Genomic DNA, 21,567 nt, shown 5'->3' with positions numbered 1-21,567 from the left:
GGGTTCACCGCTTCAGGTGACGAAGTTGTGTTTCCTCGGCAGGGCGGCGTCCGGCGTGGGATGGAAGGGCGGGAAACGCGGGAGACCGCCTCCCCGGGCAGGGGAGACGGCCTCCTCGGTGTGCGCCGACGCGCGCGGGCCCTACGCGGTGCTGGGCACCGGCAGCGGGGCGGTGCCCAGGGCGGGGAGGGTCCAGCGCTGGGCGTTGCTCTGGTTGCAGTCCCAGAGCTGGAGCTGGCCCCCGTTGGTGGTGGCGCCCTGGTTCAGGTCGACGCATCGGCCCGACACAGGGTTGTAGACGCTGCCGTCGGCTCGCGGCAGGAACTGCTGAGCCGGGTGGTCGTGGCAGGTCATGGCCTGCACCAGCGTCCCCGAGGCGGTGCCGGCGTCCTTGGCGTCCAGGCACTTGCCCTGGATGCGGATGGTTCCGTCGGTCCGGATGTCGAACTTCTGGGCAAGGCCGCCGTTGGTCTCGTTGCAGTCCCAGATCTGGATCTTCGCGCCGTCCGAGGCCAGGTCCGCGCAGTTCGTGCCGGTCAGGGTGTAGGAGATCTTCGTCGTGCTGCCCGGGGTGGTGGGAGGCGCCGCGTACGGATAGACGGCGAGGTTGCTGACTCCGCCGGTGAACCCACCGAAGAAGTCCGGCTTGCCGGCGACCTGATACCGGCCCATCACCAGCGGGCCGGCTGCCGCCGGGCTGGTCGAAGCCAGGTGGTTGCCGGAGGCCGCGAGGGTGCCGTTGACGTAGAGGCTCATCAAGCCCGTTTCGGCGTTGTAGACGGCGGTCAGACGCTGCCAGGTACCCGGGGTGTACCGGGCGGTCGTGTTGAGGGCGTCGGACCTGTCGTACGGCCAGCTTCCGTCATCGGCCATGGCGAGGCCGAAGCGCCAGTTGCCGTCGGCCGGATCCGCGTAGAGGACGAAGGCGCTGTTCTTGGTGCCGTCCTGGCTGGTGATGAGCCCGCCCTGCGCGCCCGGCTTGGCCCAGGTGCTGATGGTGAAGCTCTTGCGGGTGTCGACCACCGGCGCGGTCGTCGTGATGGCCGAGCCGGCGCCGCCGAACGCGGCGTACGCGGAGGTGCGGTCGCCGATCTTCTCCGAGGGGAAGGTGACCTCGGACGTGGTCGCCGGGTAGGTGCCGACCGAGCTGGGGGTGGTCGTGCCGGTCTGGCCGGTCAGTTTCCACTGGGCCTTGGGCATGTTGAGGTTGCCCAAGGTGATGGTCGCCGTGTCGAGGCCCGTGACGGTCGGGTTCGTGCCGGTCGTGCCCACGCCGTTGAAAGCGACGAGTTGCTGCTTGGCGTCAACGGCCCACAGGTCGGGCAGACCGTCGCCGTTCAGGTCGCCGTTAGAGCCGACCCGGGGGTAGGCGGTCGGGTCCACTTTGCCGGTCAGCACACCCGCTGCCGGGTCGGTGAAGCCGGTCAGGTCCGGGTTGTCCGCCGTGCCCTTGACGGAGAAGGCGTGCAGCGTGCCGTCGGACTTGGCGCGCGCCCACAGGGTCGGGAAAACGGTGCCCTGCGCCCGGCCCGGGGCGATCAGCTCGTAGCCGTCCCAGCGCTGGTCGTTGGCGGAGAGCAGGACGGCCTTCGCCGCCAGTTGGTTGGTGGAGCCGGCGGTAGCCAGCCACAGGCGCCCGTTCTCGATGAACAGCAGGGAGGTGCGGGGCAGCGCTCCGTCGCCGTCCAGGGTGTCGCCGGCAGGGGACCCGAAGGCCGCGATCTGGGTGATGTTGGCCCAGTTGGCGCCGTACCCGTTCGCCGCGCAGTCGATGACCGTACCGGCCGGGTTGGCACAGCCGGCGGGCTTGACGACGGTGGTCGGGGCCTGGGTGTCGAACTGGCCTCCGATGCCGTTGTTCGTGTAGAGGTGCAGGCTGGTGTTGCCCGGTTGGTGGGCGATCAGGTCGTCGATGTCCTTGAAGCCCAGGCTGCCGCGGTGGGCGATCTGGATGCCGTTCCAGCCGTTGCCGCCGGGGGCCGGACGGATCCGGGCGTTGGGAGCCGCTGCCGGGTCGGTGCCGCCGCCGATCTGGCGGAGGTTGCCGGCCGTGTCGGGCAGCAGGATGTCGGCCTTCTTGTCGCCGTCGACGTCGCCGAAGAGGGGCGCCGCGCTGCTGGGGTTGGACGGCGCGTAGTAGCTGTACGCGACGGGCTGGGAGAGGTTGCCCGCGACGTCCTGCGTCTGCAGGTACACGAAATTGGTGCCCCAGCGGGACGGGGTGACCTTGATGGCGGCCTTGCCGCCGGTCAGCTTGGTGACGCCCGGGTCGGTGTCGGTGCACTTCCAGTTGGTGGCCGCGGCCTTGATCGGGTCGGTGGTCCAGCGCGCGCAGGCGAGGCCGGAGGTACGGCCGCCGGCGGCCGGGACCGGGTCGGCGCCGGTGAGGGTGAAGGTGCCCTCCTGGCCGGCGAGCTTGGGGTGGGCGCCGATGGTGCCGGACTCGGGGAAGTCGGTGGAGCTGACCGAGGCGGTCGGCGCGGTGCGGTCGACGCGGAAGTAGCACCAATCGGTCTCGGCACTGGTGAGCGTCTCGTCGGTCGTGCGTGCCGTCCAACCGTACTGGTGGCCCTCGGTCAGCCGGCCGATGTCGACGGTGGCCTCTCCATAGCTGCCGTTCCAACCGGTGGTCGCGTACTCGGTCTTGCCGGCGTTGTCGTCGTCCCAGAACTGGAACGTGGTCTGGAGCTGGCGGCCGGTGGCCGAGTAGGTGGAGGTGGTCAGGGTGATGTTGTTGTTGGCGCCGATCCAGCCCGGGTTGTCCCAGGGGTTTGCCGTGCCGGCCGTGCGACAGTCCGCGTAGGAGGCGGTGTCGGCGAAGCCGGGAGTGGGGCGGCTGCGGGGCCACCATACGGTGGGCTGGATGTCGTACGTCACCTTGACGTGAGGGGTGTTGGCGAAGCGCTGCCGGTAGTACATGTTGTTCTCGTCGTCGGGCGCCAGGCCGAACGAGAAGGTGGGCCACTTGTCCCGCGCCGCGGTCTGCATCTGCGACTTGACGTCGAAGGAGATCTCACCGGACCCCGACATGGTGACGGAGCCGATCTTGGCGCAGCCCTGCATGGTCGAACCGGTGCCGCAGGGCTGCCGGGTCCACATGGTGGGGTTGGAGATGTACCCGGTCAGGTACAGCCCCATGGGGGTGGGGGTACTGGGGCTGGAGGAGGAGACGACGGTCGCGTACAGGCGGGCGTCGAGGACGACGGCGCCTTGCAGGACCGAGTTGACCCCGACCTGGAAGTAGGCGCGCTCGCGGCCCTTGCGCGTGCAGGTCGAGTAACCGCAGTAGCCGGTGGCGGGTGTGTCCTTGCCGTCGGCGGTGGCGTTGTACTCGTTCGTGTCGGGGTAGGCCTCCTGAACCTGCGACCACGCCTGGGTTCCGTTGTCGACGTCCGGGTTCCAGCCCGGATCGATGTACCAGGGGCCGGTTCCCTTGCCCAGGACGGTGGCGTCCGGGACGAGCTGGATGGTCTTGGAGTCGGTCGACGTGGCGATCGGGGCGACAGCCGCGCCCTGGCCGGGGCCGCCGGCGCTGGAGACGGCCGGTCGTTCGGCGTCGGACTGTCCGGCGCCGGGCTGCCCGGTGGTCGGCTGGTCCGCGGTCGGGGCCGCCTGGAGGCTGCGGGCACCGGACTTGGCGGTCGGTGCCTGAGCCGCGGCGGGGCTGTTCGCCGCGGTGGCGGCGGAGTCCCACAGGAGCGGGGTCGGGGCGGAGAAGCGGGTCTTGCCCTGGTCGTCCGCGGCCTTGAGGTTGCCGGCGCCGTCCGCGCTCACCGTGAGACCGTCGGCTTCGACGGCGAGCTGGATCCTCTTCACCGTGGGGTCGGCCGCGGCCGCGGGGGTGCGGACGATCAGCACCTGACGCCAGCCGCCGACCGGTGTGGCGGTCAGTTGGAGGTCGACATCGGGGAGCACGCCCTGGTAGAGCGCGTCGGGCCCGTTGAGGACGGGCCTGGGGAGCGCGAAGGGCGCCTTCAGGGACAGCTTCTTGCCGTCGGTGGAGGTCATCGTCGCCATGGGGCCGTTGCCGCCGCCGGAGAAGGCCAACCGCGACGCCGCGGCGGCGGGAGAGACGGTTCCGTCCGGGTTCGCCCGCAAGGTGGCGTCGAGCGCCAGCCAGGTGCCGTCCGACCGCTTTACCCGCTCCGGTACCGGGGTGGAGTCGGTGGTGAGCGTGCCGTCGGGATTGGCGAAGGTCTGGGAGTTGCCGGTGGTGAGGTGCCCGATGGACACCGCCTTGCCGGTCTGCTTCGCCTGGACCCGCGCCCCCTCCACGGCCTGCGCCTCGGCATTCGTAGCGGGCTTGCCCGTGGGCGCGGGCCAGTTGTCGTTGGCCGGGCCGTGCGCGCGGGTGTCGTCGGTGGGCGTGGCGGCTTGGGCGGGTGGCCCTGTGAGCAGACCCGCGCCGAGAGACAGCAACGCGGCCCCGGCTAGCGGAAGCGCCGAGCCGCCGGGAACGCGTCGTCTGAGGCCCCCTGGTCTCGGCGTCCCTGAAAGAAAGAATGACTGCCTCACGTGAGACGGCCCCCCTGAGCTGTGAGACGGACAGAAGTCAGCCGCACCCTCTCTTCACGTCTGCAATTTTGTCAACGCGGAATCAGATGCGGTTGTCCGCTTGGCGGCAGGAAACACCGGCTTGTCCCGCAGGTGATATGGATCATGTAGGCATCTTTTAAGGAAATCCTGTGCGGGTCGAACGGACATTCCATAGGGTGCGTTCGATCTGGGCTGTCCACGCCCGGGGAAACGTCTCTTTTTTGGTCCTGTGGGGGGAATCGCTTGTCTCGTCGGCGTGGTTTCTTTGAGCGCTCACGCGCGGGACGATCGCGTGTCGCGGTCGTCTCGGTGCTCGCGGTGCTCGTATCCGGCCTGGGGGTTCCCCTGGCCGAGGCGGCTGACAAGCCGCCAAAGGTGTGGGTGCCACCAAAAACTCCCTTGCCCAATGCCAAACCGGTCAAGGGCGCGGATGCGAAGCCACCGGCCAAGCGGTCGGACAACGGCCGGAAATGGGTTCCGGATGCGAAGGTGAAAACACCCGCCGGCGCAGCCGTAGTCGATCTGACTGGACAGGGAACTGTCACCGGTACACCCGGCGTTCCCTCAGTTCAGGCTGGCACCCTGCCCGTCTGGCTGGCTCCGGGGAAGGCGGTGGCGAAGCCCTCTGCGAGTACCCCGCAGGGCGCGCCCGACGCTTCCGGTGGCCTGAACGGCACGCTCAAGGTCGAGGTGAAGGACGAGGCCAAGGCGCGGGCCGCCGGCGTGAACGGTGCCCTCGTCTCCCTGACCGAACCGTCCGGCACCGCCACCTCCGGCACGGTCCAGGTCGGCTTCGATGTGCAGGCGTGGGCCAAGACGGCGGGCGCCAACTGGGCAGATCGGGCCCGGCTGGTGCAACTGCCCACCTGCGCCCTGATCACCCCCGGCGCCGCCGGCTGTACGACACGTACGCCCGTAGCCTCCCACCGGGATGCCTCCGGGCGACTCGTCGCGGAGGTCGAGGTACCCAAGAGCGCCGCCACCACGGCCGCCACCGGGACCTCGGCCCTGCTGAAGACGCAGTCCGGGCCGAACTCCGCCCCGGCCGCCGCGCCGCAGATGTTGGCCGCCCAAGGCGTGGCCCTGGCCATGGAGCCCGGACCGGCGGGCGCGAGCGGTGACTTCTCCGCGACCCCGCTGCTGCCCTCGGCCTCCTGGCAGGCCGGATCCAATGCCGCGAACTTCACCTACGGCTACACCGTCGAGGTGCCGTCCTCGATCGCGGGCGCGGCGCCCGACGTGTCGTTGGGGTACGACTCCTCCTCGATCGACGGCCGCACCGCGTCGACCAACGCGCAGGCGAGCGGCTTCGGCGAGGGCTGGGAGTGGAGCCCCGGTTCCATCTCCCGCTCTTACAAGACCTGCAAGGACGCGGGTATCAAGGACTCGGGCGACGAGTGCTGGGCCGGCGACATCCTGTCCCTGTCCCTGGCCGGTCACGCGGGCCAGATCGTCCGGGACGACGCGACCTGTGTCTACCGCCTCCAGGGCGAGGACGGCACGAAGATCGAACGCCTGACGGGCCAGCGCAACACGGCCTGGAAGGGTGAGGGCTTCAAGGTCACCACCACCGACGGCACCCAGTACTACTTCGGCTCCAACCGACTGCCCGGCGGCGACGGCACCGACCCGGAGGCCAAGTCCGTCTCCACCGTCCCGGTGTACTTCAACAGCGGCCAGGACAAGTGCCTGGGCGCCCAGACCCCCGCCAACGGCTCGTTCGTACAGATGGGCTGGCAGTGGAACCTCGACTACGTCGTGGACCCGCACCAGAACCTGATCTCCTACCGCTACGAGCAGGAGGACAACTACTACGGACGCGGCGGCGGCCAGAACAACGGCACCGGCACCACGACCAAGTACCAGCGCGCCTCCTACCCGACCTGGATCGGCTACGGCCAGCGTCTGCCCGATCAAATCGCGGCGAAGGGCGCGGCGAAGCCGGCCGCCCAGGTCGTCATCAAGAACGCCGAGCGTTGCGTCGTCATCGGGACGGTCACCTGCACCGACCCCGCCCAGCGCACCAAAGCGAACGCCAAGTCCTGGCCCGACACCCCCGTCGACCAGGAGTGCCCCGCCACCGGGCAGTGCCTGAACCTCTCCCCGACGTACTTCACGACGAAGAAGTTCACCCAGCTGTACACCGAGGTGTGGACCGGTACCGCCTGGCGCAAGGTCGACTCCTTCGCCTTCAACCAGTCGTTCCAGGACCCGGGTGACGGCACCGCACCCACGCTGTGGCTCGACTCGATCCAGCGCACCGGCTCCAACGGCAAGACGGCCATCACGCTGCCCGCGGTGTCCTTCCAGCCGCTCCAGATGGCCAACCGCGTCGACGGCGTCGTCAAGCGACCGGACGGTACGGACGCGTCGGCGCCGCCCTACAACCGCCCGCGCATCCAGACCATCACCACCGAGACCGGTGGCCGGATCAACGTCGTCTACAAGGCTCCCGAGTGCTCGCGCCTCAAGGGCACCATGCCGTCCTCCGAGGACGGCAACACCATGGCCTGCATGCCGGTCAAGTGGTACCTGCCGGGTCAGTCCTACCCCGACCCGGTCAACGACTGGTTCAACAAGATCGTGGTCCAGTCGGTCACGCATCAGGACATGGTCGGCGGCCAGGTCACCTCGGTGACCGACTACGAGTACGGCGGCGGCATCGCCTGGCACCGCAACGACTCCGAGTCGGCCGACCCGAAGACGCGCACGTGGGACCAGTTCCGCGGCTTCGCTACGGTCACCACCCGGACGGGCAACGGCAACAGCGCCGAGGCCCCGCGCAGCAAGAGCGTGGCGACGTACCTGCGGGGCATGGACGGCGACGTCCTCGCCAACGGCAGCAAGCGCAGCGTCACGATCGGCGACGCGCAGGGCGGCACCATCAAGGACGAGGACGTCCTGTCGGGGTTCGTCCGCCAGACCGAGACGTATGACCGGGACGGCGGAACGGTCGTCGGCGACGAGGTCTCCGACCCGTGGCTGGGCGCCGTCACCGCTACGCGGGCGCAGTCCGGCGGCATGCCGGCCATCACGGCGCGTGCGATGAACACCGCCAAGGTGACTTCGCGGGCCAAGCTCGCGAACGGTACCTGGCGCACCAGCCAGCGCACGTCGACGTACGATGCCACCCTGTTCTCGCGTCCGCTCCAGGTCGATGACGTCAACGACATCTCCCGTCCCGCCGAGCGCCTCTGCACCACCTTCGAGTACGCGACCGGCCCGGGCGGCGCGCTGACGCAGATCGCGTCGCGCACGCTCGTCCTGTCGGCCGCGTGCGGTCAGACGCCGACGGCCGCCAACACGGTGGGCGACACGCGCGCCTACTTCGACGGCCTGCCCCTCGGGCAGTCCGCCGCGACCGCCGACCAGACCGGCACCGAGGTCCTGGAGAAGTACGACGGCGCCGGAAACCCGGTGTACCGGCTCAACTCGACGTCCACGTTCGACGCGTACGGCCGTGTCACCAGCAACACCAACAAGGTCCGCAAGGACGCCGCGCACCCGGGTGGTGCGGTCACGTCCACGGAGTACAAGCCGGCGACCGGTGTCCTGCCCTCCGAGGTGGTCCACACCAACCCGCTGGGCTGGAAGTCCTCGAACACCCTGGACATCGGCCGCTCGCTGCCGCTGATCACCAAGGACGAGAACGGGCACGTCGCCGAACGCGACTACGACGCCTTCGGCCGGGTCCTGGCCATCTGGCAGCCGGGCCAGGAGCGGGCGAACTCCTTCCTCCCGGTCCGCAAGTTCTCGTACGCGATGAACGGCACCAACGCGCCGTCCACCGTCCTGAGCCAGGCGCTCATGAAGGACGGACAGACCTACACGTCCAGTTACACCATCTACGACGGACTCGGACGGGTCCGTCAGACGCAGGCCACCCCCGGCTCGGGCGTCACGGGTCGCCTGGTCACGGACGCGCTGTTCGACTCGCAGGGTCACCAGGTCAAGACCAGCGCGCCGTACTACAACGACGAGAAGGACCCGTCGGGCGCACTGTTCCTGCCAAACGGCGGCGTCAACCCGGACAGCAAGATCCCGGCACAGACGGTCTCGGTCCTGGACGGTCTCGGCCGCCAGACCGCCTCGGTGTTCCAGTCCTTCGGCGTCGAGCAGTGGCGCTCGAAGACGGAGTACCCGGGCGCCGACGAGGTCCGTTCGACCCCGCCGAACGGCGGCTTCGCGACGGCGACCATCACCAACGGCCTGACCTCGGTGCTGCGCCAGTACAAGAGCAACACCCCGACGGGCGCGTACGACGAGACCACGTACGTGAGCAACACCCAGGGGCAGGAGCTGTCGCGCAAGGACGGCGCCGGCAACGAGTGGACCTTCGCGTACGACCTCCTCGGCCGCACGGTGAAGACCACCGACCCCGACGCGGGCACCAGCACGACCGTCTACGACGACGCCAAGAGCCTCGTCACGGCCACCGACGCCCGCGGCAAGAGCGCCACGACGGTCAGCGACCTCCTCGGCCGCACGATCGCCACGTACGAGGGCACGGCCGTCGATCCGGCCAAGCAGGTGGGCGCCTTCACCTACGACGGCAAGGTGCTCGGCAAGCCCGACAGCACCACGCGCTACGTCGGAGGAGCCGCGGGTGCCGCGTACCGCTCGGAGGTCACCGGCTACGACGGCGGCTACCGTCCGCTCGGCAGCAGGATCACGGTCCCGGCGAGCGAGAACAAGCTCCAGGGCGTCTACGAGACCACCAACACCTACAGCCCCTACGGTCAGCTGGAGACGACCACCCTGCCGGCGGTTCCCGAAGCCGGTCTGAAGGCGGAGACGCTCACCTTCAACGTCGACAACGCCGGTAACCTGCTGGCGCTGGACGGCATGATCGGCACCACGCTCACGCCGTACGTCGTCGACGTGCGCTACGACGCCTTCGGCCGGCCCATCCGCGGCACGGTCGGCAAGAGCGGCAAGCAGATCGTCTCGACGCTCGACTACGACCTGTCCACCGGACGCCCGGTGCGCTCGACGCTGGACAAGCAAACGGCCACGACGGCGAGCGTCGATGTCGTCGACTACACGTACAACCAGGCGGGCAAGGTCACTTCGGTCGGGAACACGCAGGACGGGACGACCCGTGACCTGCAGTGCTTCACGTACGACTATCTGGGCCGGATGACGCAGGCCTGGACCGACACCGGCGCGACCAGCACGGCTCCCCAGCCCAGCGTGCGCGGTATCGGAGGCTGCGCCAACAGCGGCGGCCCTGCGGTGGACGGTACGGGCAAGCCGAGTGTGGGCGGTCCGGCCCCGTATTGGCAGCAGTACGAGTACGACAAGCTCGGCAACCGCACGAAGCTGGTCAAGAAGGACGTCACCGGCAACGCGGCCAAGGACACGACGGTCACCCAGACCTTCGGCACCGGCCCGAACACCCCTTCCACCGACCCGAAGGCGGGCGGCGGCACGGGTGGTCCGCACGCACTGATGGCCTCCACGGAGACCAGCACGGCGGGCACGAAGGTGACGTCGTACACCTATGACGCCACCGGCAACACCGCCTCGATCACCAATACGGCGGGCACCAAGACCCTGACGTGGAACGACCAGGGCAAGCTCGACAAGATCACCGGCACCGGCCAGAGCGCCGGCACCAGCTACGTGTACGACACGGGCGGCAACCAGCTCATCCGCCGCGACCCGACCAGCACCACGCTGAATTTGGGCGCGGACCAGATCACTGTGGACACGGCGACGGGCAAGGTCTCCGACGTCCGCACCTACGGCGCCCCGGGCGGCATCGCGGTCACCCGCACCACGACGGGCGGCACGTCCTCCCTCGCCTACCAGGCGTCGGACCACCACGGCACCAACGGCGTCCAGTTCAACGCCTCGGACCTCTCCCAGGTCCGCCGCCCGACGGACCCGTTCGGCAACGACCGCGGCACCCAGCCGGCGGCGGGTGCGTGGGCGGGCGACAAGGGCTTCGTCGGCGGCACGAAGGAGAAGGCCACCGGCCTCACCCTCCTGGGAGCCCGCGAGTACGACCCGACGACGGCCCGCTTCATCAGCCCGGACCCGCTCATCGACGCGGGCGATCCGCAGCAGTGGAACGCGTACGCGTACTCGAACAACGACCCGATCAACGCGGCTGACCCCAGCGGCCTCATGCGCACGCACGAGGACCAGGTCGCTTACATGACCTCACCGGACTACAACCCCCCGACCGCGACTGACAACGGCGACAACGACGATGACGGCGGCGGTGGCGGGAGACACGTCAGCTCGGCCGACCTCGACAACGCCAACGGCGAGGTGGTCAGGGCCAAGAAGCACCGCGATGAACTGCAGCACGCGATCATCGACGTGGTCCTTGACCTGATCGGCTTCAACGACGCCCGGGACTGCTTCACCAAGGGCGACGTGATGGCCTGCATCAATACGGCCCTCAACTCGGTTCCCTGGGGCAAGATCTTCAAAGCGGTCAAGATAGGCATCAAGGCCTACAAGATCTACAAGGAGATGAACAAGGCCTACGACGCCATCCATGTCGCCGAGGGCAGAGCCGCCAAGGCGATGCAAGCCTTCTCCAAGGCGAAGAAGGCCGAGGAAGAGGCGGCTGCTGCGGCATCGAAGGCGGCCAAATCGGCCGAAGGAAAGGCAGCCAAGGAATCGGCAAGCGACACCGCCGGTACCGAGGCGAAAGCCGCAAGGGGCGAAGCCGACGCGGCCAAGGCGGAGTCCTCCAACAGGGGCAGTGGATCCGCAGAGTCCGAGGTCGGGGTCACATGCAACAGTTTCCCTGCCAGTGTCCGCGTCTTGATGGCGGACGGGTCCTCGAAGTCGATCGAGGACGTCCACGACGGCGACACCGTCATGGCGACCGACCCGCAGACGGGTGAAACCGTCGCCAAGACCGTCGTCGCAACCATCACCACGCCCGACGACAAGGACTTCACCGACCTCACCCTGACCGACGACGCCGCTCCCCGCGGCCCGCCGGCGAAGATCACCTCCACCTACCACCACCCCTACTGGAGCGAATCCCGCCACCAGTGGGTCGACGCGGGCGAACTCAAGCCGGGCGAAAAGCTCCGCCAGCCCGACGGCACGACCCTCAACATCACCGCGGTCCGCAGCTACCCGCACGCGGTCACGACGCACAACCTCACGGTCGATGACCTCCACACGTACTATGTGCTGGCGGGGGCAACGCCGGTACTGGTCCACAACTGCAATACGCCGCTCGGGTTTGACAATGTCGAGCACTACAACGGTTTCGTCAAAGCCCTTGACAGCAGACTGGCGGGAGCTGGACACGGCGGCACTAGCGCCGCATTCCAAGGGAGCTCTGTAACGGGCGTAGGGTTCAAGAGCGGGCGGGCTTTTGGGGACCATAGCGACTTTGACATCGCGCTTGGAGGAGAGGGAATCTTCAACAGGGCGAAGGAACTCGGCATTGGCTTGAGGTCGCGTGGAACTCGAACTGGCCCTCTATCGGCTTCCCACCTTGAGGCGCTCGGCCTTTCGGGAATGCAGAGTCAGCTACAGCAGATGGCTGGCGGGCGTGAGGTTCATTTCATGATCTACAACAGCATCGAAGCAGCAACGTCCCGAGGACCCAGCATCCTGGCGCGTGTCTGTGGCTGCGGGTAGACAACTGGCTACGGATGGCCGATCGAACTGAAAGAAACTGAAGATGAAACATTTGCTCTACGGGGTGCGGAGTGCCGACGTACCTCGGACCGCTCGCCTGATCGCGGAAATCTTGGGGTGTGATTTCCAAGAACGCGAGAGTGACTATCTTGGCATCTATCAGATCGCTAAGATTTCCGCAGTGCAGATCAAGGTTGTATCTCAGCTGGATCCCGAGGGTGATCCTCTGGAGGATGGATTCGAGGAGTATGGAACTCTGGTATACATCGATGGCGAGTCGGAAATCCAGCAGTTGGATAGTTTGACGGTCCCGCAGGGGCCGCTAGAGAAGCTCCGCGGCGACGTGTAGCTGGAGTTAAGAAAGAAGCCCCACCGAAGTCTTCTTCGGTGGGGCTTCTGGGTGTTGACGGCAGTAGTTGACGGCAACGTCAGTGGACAGGTGCTGCACAAGAGGCCGGGTCGTCACCGTCGTCGGGCTGGTTGGCGGTCTCGGTGGGGTCGTGGAGCGTGCGGCCGAGGAGGTCGATGGCGTCGCGCTGGAGACGGAGTCGGACGTGGGCGTAGACGGTGGCGGTGACGCCGATGTGGGCGTGGCCGAGGAGTTCTTTGATCACGACGAGTTCGACGCCTTGCTCCAGGAGGAGCGTCGCGGTGGAGTGCCGTAGGTCGTGGAAGCGGATGCGGCGGAGCCCGGCCCGATCGAGGAGGCTGAGGAAGCTGCGATTGAGATTCGCAGGATCGATCGGCCCTCCTCCCCGTGCGGTGAAGACGAGACCGCTGTCCTTCCAGCTCTTCGCTGCCGCTTCGCGTTCTCCCTCCTGACCTTCACGGTGTTCCTTCAGCAAGTGGATGCACTCGCTCGGGAGGGCGATGCGGCGTTCGGAGGCGCGGGTCTTGGTGGGCAGGGCAGTCAGCCCGCCGGTCTGGGTGCGCTGGAGGGTACGGCGGATGCTGGCGGTGCTCCTGTCAAGGTCAAGGTCTTCCCACTGGAGACCGAGGAGTTCGCCCTTGCGGAGTCCGGTGCGGAGGGCGAATTCGTACAGCGCGTGCAGGCGGTCGGTGCGGCCGGCGATGAGGAACTGGCGGGCTTCGTCGGCGGTGAGGGGCTCGAAGCGTCGGGGTCGGGGCGTGCCGGTGCGGACGTTGCGCGCAACGTTGCGCGTGATCTCCTCCTCACGTACGGCATGCTCCAGGGCGGACTTGAGCACGGAGTGGATGTACGCCAGCGTCAGCGGGGAGAGCCGTTTGGAGCAGCACGTTCCGGCGGCGCAGCAACGGGGCTGATCGCGGTGGGCATCGATGCTGCGGGCGCAGCACTGGCAGGTGGTGCGGAGCTGGTTGAGCCAGGTGCGGACGTCTTTGGCGGTGAGCTTGGCGAGCTTCTTCTTGCCCAGGCCGGGGATTAGGTGCTGGTGGACGCAGGTGGTGTAACGGGTGTGGGTGTTCTCGCGGAGCTGGTGGATGGCGACGGCCTCCAGCCAGTAGGTCAGGTACGCGCTGACGCTGCCCTGCGCGGAGGGAACGGGGACGCCGCGGTTGCTGGTGGCGATCTTCTCGGTGAGTTTGGCCAGTGCGTCTTTGCGGGTGGTGCCGTAGACGCGGATGCGCTTGCGGGTGTTGCCGGGGGCGAGGACGTAGCCGGCGGCTTCCCAGCGTCCGTCCTTGCGCTGGTAGACGGTCCCGTCTCCGTTGGCGCGTATGCGGCGGGAGGGGCTGGGGTCGCGGGGCGTGGTCATCAGGCGGCTTCCTGGTCGAGTCGGGCGTGGATGAAGTCGGTGAGGGCGTGGGTGGGGATGCGGCGGGCGCGGCCGAGGGTGATCGAGGCGAGTTGGCGGGTGCGGAGCAGGTCATAGACCGCGGAGCGGCCGAGCTGGAGGCGGGCCATGACTTGGGGAACCGTCAGCAGTTCCTGCGACGCGCCCGGCCCGTGGTGGAGCTCAATGGGCTGGTGCGTAGCCATCAGCAGCCGCCTTCTGCCGCAAACTGCCGTTCCAGCTCTCTCCTGTGCCAGACAGCGGCGGCGAGGAGTGCCGCGCCGGGGCTGTAGCCCGAGCCCTGGTAGGCCCAGTGGCTGACGACGAGGGTGGTCGTTGGGTCGAGGTCGGGCAGGCTGGCTTGGGTGCGGGCCTGCTCAGTGCGCCAGGCACGGCGGGCGTCGCGCAGCGCGCCGAGGGTGACGGAGTAGCAGCGGGACTTGGTGGAGAAGTGGCCGCGGAAGCCGAGCATGTGCGCCCACTTCCAGAGCTTGAGGTCGGCGAACTCCGGGAGCTTGCCCAGCTCCCAGCAGGTGCGGATCATCTGCCGTACGTGGCGGGCGACCGCGAGCCGGGGCAGGGGCCGGGCCTGTCCGGTGCCCTTGCAGGCGGTGCATGGGAGCGGGGTTCCGTGGGGAAGGAGGGCGGCGCCGCGTCCCTGGCAGGGGCGGCAGTACAGGGCGCGGTCGAGGGTGCCGGAGGCGTCGGCGGACTTGGTGGCGTACTTGGCCACGTAGGCGGCAACCGCCTGGTCGGTGAATTCGGCGTCGGTGCCGAAGGCGGCGATTTCGCGTACGTCGAGCTGCTCGCCCCAGGCGAGTTCGCGTTCCCCGATCGGGTCCGATACCACCGTTACACGTACGCGGGCAGCAGCAGCCCGGATGGCATCGGCAAGCAAGGTTACGGTGGCGGACGGGGGTGGGGGCTGGGTGCTGCCGTCCGGGCCGTCGAGCCGGATGACGGCGTGGAAGTGGACCAGGCCGCGCTTCTGGTACTCGGCGACCTTGGCGAAGGAGACCCGCAGCACGGCGCAGGCGGCATTCTGGGTGAGGCCGAGCCGGGCGGCGATCTCCCGGCGCATGTAGATCGTGAAGCGTGCCCACAGAGCGGAGGCGTGGGCATTGAACAGGACCGCCCCCGCGTAGTCGTACGTCTTCGGGTTCAGGGGTGTGCCCAGCAGCGCGTCAGTGGGTTCGTGGAGCTTGCCGCAGCGGCAGGGGCGGGGCCCGCCGTCCGTGTTGGTGGGTCGGTTGTGGACGGGGCCGAAGGACGGGGCGGTGAGGGTGGCGAAGACGCGGGGGTGGGTGCGGACCGTTTCGGGCACGGTCTTGCCGCCGGTCAGGCCGGCGCGGATGAGGTGGTAGGTGTCGGCGGCGTAGACGCGGGAGCAGGCCGGGCAGCGGGAGGAGCGCCGGTTGCCGCACGCGGTGAGCAGGCTGCCGGTGGGCTCGGCCGAGGTGGTGTAGGAGCGCAGTACCTCGCCGGTCGTGGTGTCGACGGTGGCGGTGTGTCCGGTGAGGCGTACGGGTTCGGTGCAGCCGCCAAGGCGTTCGATCTGCTGCTGTGCGCGGTCGAAGCCGGGCAGGTTGACCAGGTGGAGCAGGTCCCGCACTGCCGGGCTTGCCACGTGGCGCAGGTCCAGGGTGACCATGTCGGGGCGTGTCCCTTCTGCCGGGGTGGGGGCCCCGAGCAGCAACCGGCCAGCCAGGGGGCGTTTGGGTGCTGCTCGGGGCATGACGAACCAGGCCCATTGGTGGGCGTGGGGTTCAGGCGGGTGATCCGGTCGGCGGCCGGGGAGGCTCAGAGCTGAGCGAGCGCGGCGGTGGCCACCGGCAGGGCGACGCCCATGCGCGTTGCCAGCTGGGTGGCGGTGATCGGCGCTCTGTGTTCCGTGTCGTGGGTGTCCGCGATGTGCCGGGCTGCGTTGAGCAGTGCGGCGGGCAGGGCCGGACGGGAGCCGGGTACGGCCGTCTTGGTAGCGGAGGCTGGGGCGGGTGCGGGTGCCTCGTTCACGGAGGGCACGGCGGCCGGGGCCGAATCGGCCGTGGCGACGGGGAGCGGCTCAGGGGCCGGGGTTGCGGCCTCGGGAGCGGGTGCCGGGTCGGGGTCCGGCTCAGTAGCGGGGACAGGGGTGGGGATGGACGCGGTGGCGGCCTCCAGGTGCGGGGTGGGGTGGGTTGCGGTGTGGAACTGGGACAGGAAGGCAGGGCCGACGCGGCCCCAGCCAAGCAGCAGGAGCGGGGCGACGGTGTCCAGGCAGGCCCGACCGTAGTGGCCGGTGAGCAGAGGTTCGGCGGTGTTCAGCGCGAGGGTCAGTACGCCGCACAGGTGAAGCAGGCGGGCGCCGGCCTTCAACTCGTGCGCGCGGACGCCGCGCAGGGCCAGGAACCGCAGCGCGACCAGGAGCCCGGCGACGGACAAGTCCACCATGGGAGCGATCAGCGGCGCGATCGGGCGGGGAACGCCGAGCCGCAGGGCGAGTGCCCAGACGTTGCCGAAGGAGAAGACGAAGGCCAGGGCCGCGATGATGGCCATGACTGCGGTCACGGTGTGGCGGGTGAATCGTTCCTCCGCCATGTGCAGGCTTCCTCTCAGGTGCGGGATTTCAAGGGCGCTCAGGGCTTGGACGGAGAGACGGGGCCGTCCGGCTCGTCGTCGCCGGAGGTGGCCCCGCCGATTGAGTCGAGGAGGGCGTCCAGGCGCAGGGCGGGGTCGGCGGTCAGGTGGGAGGTGGCTTCCGCGACGCGGGCCGCGTCCGCGTCGGAGACGTACGGGGTGCGGATGCGGGTGTAGCCGGGGCGGCCCTGCATCGCCATGACGGCGACGCCGACGTAGGCGGGGTCCTGCAAGGTGACCGGGCTGGCGTCGGGCCAGTTGCGGATGTCGTCGCCCAGTGCGGCCACTGCGGCTTCGACCGTCTTCTGAGCGAAGGACAGCCCGATGGGGCACACGTCGCGGATGAACGTGGGGATGGCGTCGCCGGTGGTCTTCTGGCTGATCAGGATCGCCAGGATGCCGACGCTTCGGCCCTTCTTGACGAGGTCCTCCACCAGCCGGGCGTTCTCCGCCGTCAGCGCGGCCAGACGTTTCGTCTCGGCGTCGCTGCCCTTGTACTCGCGGAAGAACGTGTGTGCTTCATCAATGATCACGACGGTGAGCGGCCATTGCGGCGATGGGCCGACGTGCCACATGTTCTTCACGCCCAGCGCGTCACGGATCACCGAGGACCGCCGTCGGCGCAGCTCCACCAGGTACTTGAACAGCCGGTTGGCTTCGCCGAGGTCGTCACCGCAGAACGCGAACATCCGCTTGACCAGATCGGCGTAGTCGCCCTCTGAGGCCCGCGACACCTTCCCGTCGAAGCCCACGAACTGCACGGCCGCCGACGGCGCGAGATCGCAAATGAACTTGTTGACCGTCGAGGTCTTGCCCGAGCCGGGGGTGCCGGCCACGGTCACTCCCGGCACGTTCGCCAAGGAGACGCGCACCGGTGCGGCGTACTCGTCGACGCCCAGCTCCCAGCGCGCCACATCCTCCAGCCGGCGGCCGGTGGGCCGGTGCTCGGTCGGCGTAGTCAGTGGGTCCGAGCGCACGCCCCGGATCACCACCCGGCCGGGCCCGTCCGGCAGGACGGAGACCCGCGTGCACCGCCAGGCGTCCGCCAGGAACCGTGCCGCCTTCTGGTACTCCTCCAGGCCGACCTGCGGCAGGGTCTTGGCCCGTACGATCACGCCGAACCGGTCGGGCTTGACCTTGATCCGGGGCGTCAGGACCCGGGGTGCGGGCGCGGGGCCGTCCTTGGACGTGGTGATCTGTGCCAGCAGGCCCAGCGTCTTGTCGGTGACCGTCAGCCCGGCCATCCTGGCCAGCCGCACCCAACCCCAGCGCACCCGCACGGCCTGCCGCATGCTGACCCGCGTACCCCGGTCGGCCTGCGCGTAGCGCACCACCGTCCACAGCAGCCATACACCGGCCAGCACGACCACGACCAGCAGCACCTGCGACGCGTGGTCGGCCAGGTTCCCCATGTCGAGGCCGATCACTGCGCCACCTCCGTCACGACCAGCTCCAGACGGGCGGCGCGGTACGCGACACCGTCGGAGAGCTGACCGTTGAAGATCCGCGCCCACGGGGTGGCGAACAGGTCCACCGGCCGCACCACCGCACCCGGCTGGAGCCCGGCCGCCAGGCCCGACTGCGGGACCGTGATCTTCATGATCTCGGCGCGGCCGTCCTCCATGAGCATCACGGTCACCGTGTACAGCGACTCGCCGGTCTCCCGGTCGGTGGCGACCTCGCCGGTCTGCTGGTCCTTGATCTTCAGCACCGGCTCGGTGCCCGCGATGCAGACCGCCGACTGCTGCAAGGCGACACGAATACGAGGCATGGGCATGCCATCACTCCTCAGGTTCGAGATTGAGCCGCTTGATCGACTCGCCATGAGCATAGGGAGATGATCACTGAACTTGCAAGCTCGATTAACTTGTGACTTCGATGAGGTGGGTGGGCGGTCAGGCGGGAAGCCCAGGGATCTGCCTGTAGTGGCCTACCGGGCAGGCGATACCGTGGGGTCATGACCCTGCCCTTGGATGAGGACTCGCGACCGCCGTATCTCCAGGCAGCTGGTGCCCTGCGGGACGCGATCCTGACCGGTGAGTTCGCATCAGGTGAGCGTCTGCCCTCAGCCAACGTCCTCGGCGAGAGGTTCGGCGTCTCCAGCTCCACCGTCCAGAACGCCCTGCGGGTCCTCAAGCAGGAAGGGCTGGTCTACTCCCAACTCGGCCGGGGCAGCTTCGTGAGCTCGACAGTCAGCGGCAGCGATGCCCCAGACGCCCCAACGGACGAAGACGACGAGGAGCCAGGCCCGGACTGGCCGGCCGATCTCATCCGCAACGACGACGGCCGCCCGCCCTACGTCCAAGTGGCCGACTTCCTCCGCCGCGACATCGCGGAAGGCACCTACCCCCCGGGCTCCCAGCTCCCGCCCGCCCGTGAGATCCAAGAGCGCTTCCAAGTCGCCAACTCCACCGCGCAGAACGCCTACCGAAGCCTCAAGCAGGAAGGGCTCGTGTACTCGGTCAAGGGCCGCGGTGTCTTCGTACGCCAAGCCCCGGAGCCGGGTAAGCGCCACGGGCCGATCACGAACTACCTGCTACGGGAGGAGATCGCCCGCGAGGCCCGCGAAGCCGCAGCCGACTTCGCCGACCTCACGAATGACGAGCTGCTGGCACGGGAAGCGGAACTCGACCAGCGATGGGTGACGATCCGCGAGGAACACCAGCGGATCTTCAACGAGCGCCGGAAGATCAAACGTGAGACGAGCCGACGCGGCCTGTATCTGCCACCACTTCACGACGATGCCGACTCGGACGCATCGCCACGCGAGAGGCTGGAAGCTGCACTGGCCGAATCGAAGAAGCGCCGACAGCAGCGCCCCTGATAGTCAGGTCGGAAGCTGAGCCAGATGGGGTGACAGGGAGAGCTGTTCAGAGTTTCTTTACTTGATCAAGGCGGCCCGCTGACGCGGCCCGCGCGCGCTCCGGCCCCTCGGGGCCGCCGCCCGCTCCTGTCTCCGCCCCGCTTGCCGGCTGCCCCGCTGGTCCGGGCGCGCAACAACCACCAGCAGGCACTGTTCTGGGGCTCTGCCCCAGGCCCCGGCCCTCTCTCCGAGGGGGAGGAGGCCGAGTGCGGGTGCGGCTCCGTCGTGGTGATGGGTGGTCGGGTCGCGGGAGGGGTCCCTCGTCGCCCGGTCACCGGAGGCGTACCAGGAACCCCCGGGGGCCGCCAAGGCCGAGCGCAAGCGTCACGAGGTGAGCCTTGGCGGCCCCCGGGGAACCCTGGTACGGCGAAGCTGCCCGACCGACGAGGGACCCCTCCCGCTCAGGCCCCGTTCTTGCCGGGGCGCCGGCCCTGCACCGTCCGGCCACCTGACCGGGATCGAGCGTGGTGGTGGGTTACCGCTTCGGGCGGGTATCTGCCGGATAGCCCTCGGTTGACTCGTCGGACCGGCGTACCGTGGCGCTGGAGGTGGTCAGCATGACTACGGAACTGGCGGACAACGTCCGTAAGTACCGGCGTCGGGCCGGGATGAGCCAGGAAGAACTGGCCCACGCCGCAGGCGTCTCGCCGGGGACGGTGCGCAAGGTCGAGCAGGGTGGCACGGTCCGCATGGAAACCCTTCACGCCCTCGCCCGCGCGCTGAGCGTGACAACGGCAACGCTTCTGGCGCCGGATGCTCCGGAGCCCGTGGGTCGTTCGGAGGACCCGAACCGCGTCAACCTGATCCAACTCCGCGCGGCCCTCACCCCACCAGTGGGACTCACCGACTCGGACGGCGAGAGCGTAGACGAGGAGCCGAACCTGCGCCGCTTCCGCCGAACGGTCCATGACGGTGCGGTGCTCTACCACTCCGACAGCTACAAGAGCGTCGCATCCCAACTGCCCGCGCTCTTGCGGGACGCGAACAGCGCGGTCGCGCACTTCGACAGCGGCGAGGAGCACAGTCAGGCGCTCCTGGCCCGTGCCGAGGCATTGCAGCTGGCCGGGCGGTACCTGACGCAGGTACGGCAGTACGACCTCGCCTACACCGCCCTGGCCGGTGCGATCACCGACGCACGCCAGGCCCGGGACATGCTAACCGGGGCATCCGGCGTCATCGGGATGTGCTGGCTGCTCCTACGCCAGGGCCGGCTGGACGAAGCCGAACAGCTCGCCTCCCAGACCGCCGACCTCATCGAACCGAGACTGTCCCGAGCGACGCCGGACGAATGCGCGGCATGGGGATGGCTGGCACTGCGCGCCGCGGCTGCCGCAGGCCGCAACAACCGGCCCCAGGAAGCCCGCCACTACCACCGCGTCGCAAACACGGCGGCATCCGCCGTGGGCCGGGAGTACACCGGCTCGTTCTTCCGGCACTGGACGACCTTCGGGCCGCTCACCGTCGGCATGAAGGGCGTGGAAGACGACATGGTCGTGGGAGACGCCCGTGCCGTCGTCCGCAAATCCGGCGAGGACGCCATGTCGCCCAAGGCGTGGAAGAGCGCCGGGCGGCCGAGCGGCGAAAACTGGAACCGCCACCGCCTGGACGTGGCCCGCGCCCACGCCCGGACCAACGACCTGTCCGCGGCGATGGACGAGCTGACCGGAGTCCGCCGGGCATCCCCGGAGTGGCTGAGGCATCAGCGGATGGCCGCCGAGACCATGCAGGAGATCCTGAAGAAGCGCAAGCGAACCCTCACCGCCGAGATGCGCGACATGGCCTCCTACCTGGCCGTCGTCGGATAGGTGCCACGCAACGCGATACTTCCGACACCCTTCGTCACCAACTGGCATGCCTCATAGATGGAGTGACGGACCGTCGCCCCCTACGGTCGCCGTATTCCATTCGGCGACCCAGGTGGGGGTGCACGGTGAGCACATCCAGGACCGACGCGGACCGCATGCGCCGCAGAGAGCTGCACGACGCGGCAGCAGGAGTGACCGGCCCGCGCTTACTGCCGTGGACGACTCAGGACGGGAACCCCTGCTACCTCAGCACCAACGGCAGGGGCTACCTCTCCTCCCTAAGGGTTGTCCCGTAAATGATCTTCGGGGCGGCTCTGACGTCGTGGGCCGTGAGTGGGCCGCTCGTTTATCCGGCGAGGGCGAGGTTGTGCAT

General features: G+C 68.9%; 11 protein-coding genes. 4 read left to right on the top strand and 7 right to left on the bottom strand.

The window, feature by feature from the left end:
* Positions 1-141 precede the first annotated feature (141 nt).
* Entirely contained in the window at positions 142-4,419 is a 4,278-nt protein-coding gene (locus ACFVXJ_RS13830; RefSeq protein WP_389661926.1) for a ricin-type beta-trefoil lectin domain protein, read from the bottom strand.
* Between the two features lie 729 nt (positions 4,420-5,148).
* Between ACFVXJ_RS13830 and ACFVXJ_RS13825 the strand changes: the two genes are divergently transcribed.
* Both ACFVXJ_RS13825 and ACFVXJ_RS13820 read left to right on the top strand, forming a co-directional pair.
* On the top strand, positions 5,149-12,156 hold the full coding sequence (locus ACFVXJ_RS13825) for a polymorphic toxin-type HINT domain-containing protein (protein ID WP_389661925.1): 7,008 nt from the start codon (positions 5,149-5,151) through the stop codon (positions 12,154-12,156).
* 43 nt (positions 12,157-12,199) lie between these two features.
* A complete protein-coding gene (locus tag ACFVXJ_RS13820; RefSeq protein ID WP_389661924.1) occupies positions 12,200-12,505 on the top strand; it encodes a hypothetical protein in 306 nt (101 codons plus the stop codon).
* 79 nt (positions 12,506-12,584) lie between these two features.
* Here the strand turns inward: ACFVXJ_RS13820 and ACFVXJ_RS13815 are convergent, their stop codons facing one another.
* From ACFVXJ_RS13815 to ACFVXJ_RS13790, 6 genes are all read right to left on the bottom strand, one after another.
* Complete coding sequence (locus ACFVXJ_RS13815) at positions 12,585-13,892, bottom strand: tyrosine-type recombinase/integrase (RefSeq protein WP_389661923.1); 1,308 nt, start codon at positions 13,890-13,892, stop codon at positions 12,585-12,587.
* Positions 13,892-14,116, bottom strand: a complete 225-nt coding sequence (locus ACFVXJ_RS13810) for a helix-turn-helix domain-containing protein (RefSeq protein WP_389661922.1) — start codon at positions 14,114-14,116, stop codon at positions 13,892-13,894. Before ACFVXJ_RS13810 ends, ACFVXJ_RS13815 begins: the two co-directional genes overlap by 1 nt.
* Positions 14,116-15,561, bottom strand: coding sequence for a replication initiator (locus tag ACFVXJ_RS13805; protein WP_389661921.1), 1,446 nt, complete (start codon positions 15,559-15,561; stop codon positions 14,116-14,118). Before ACFVXJ_RS13805 ends, ACFVXJ_RS13810 begins: the two co-directional genes overlap by 1 nt.
* Before the next feature lie 149 nt (positions 15,562-15,710).
* Entirely contained in the window at positions 15,711-16,487 is a 777-nt protein-coding gene (locus tag ACFVXJ_RS13800; RefSeq protein ID WP_389661920.1) for a DUF2637 domain-containing protein, read from the bottom strand.
* A gap of 38 nt (positions 16,488-16,525) precedes the next feature.
* Complete coding sequence (locus ACFVXJ_RS13795) at positions 16,526-17,953, bottom strand: FtsK/SpoIIIE domain-containing protein (protein ID WP_389661919.1); 1,428 nt, start codon at positions 17,951-17,953, stop codon at positions 16,526-16,528.
* Positions 17,950-18,303: a hypothetical protein gene (locus tag ACFVXJ_RS13790; RefSeq protein ID WP_389661918.1), complete on the bottom strand. Its 354-nt coding sequence runs from the start codon at positions 18,301-18,303 to the stop codon at positions 17,950-17,952. The genes ACFVXJ_RS13795 and ACFVXJ_RS13790 overlap by 4 nt, the downstream gene beginning before the upstream one ends.
* A 180-nt stretch (positions 18,304-18,483) precedes the next feature.
* Here ACFVXJ_RS13790 and ACFVXJ_RS13785 point away from each other — a divergent pair, with 180 nt between their 5' ends.
* A complete protein-coding gene (locus ACFVXJ_RS13785) occupies positions 18,484-19,350 on the top strand; it encodes a GntR family transcriptional regulator (protein WP_389661917.1) in 867 nt (288 codons plus the stop codon).
* Between the two features lie 596 nt (positions 19,351-19,946).
* Complete coding sequence (locus ACFVXJ_RS13780; protein ID WP_389661916.1) at positions 19,947-21,194, top strand: helix-turn-helix domain-containing protein; 1,248 nt, start codon at positions 19,947-19,949, stop codon at positions 21,192-21,194.
* Positions 21,195-21,567: the final 373 nt, after the last annotated feature.

The organism is Streptomyces sp. NPDC058279 (assembly GCF_042881255.1).
Lineage (GTDB): Bacteria > Actinomycetota > Actinomycetes > Streptomycetales > Streptomycetaceae > Streptomyces.
The sequence above is the reverse complement of the archived record's forward strand: the minus strand, read 5'-3'. Positions and strand labels throughout refer to the sequence as shown.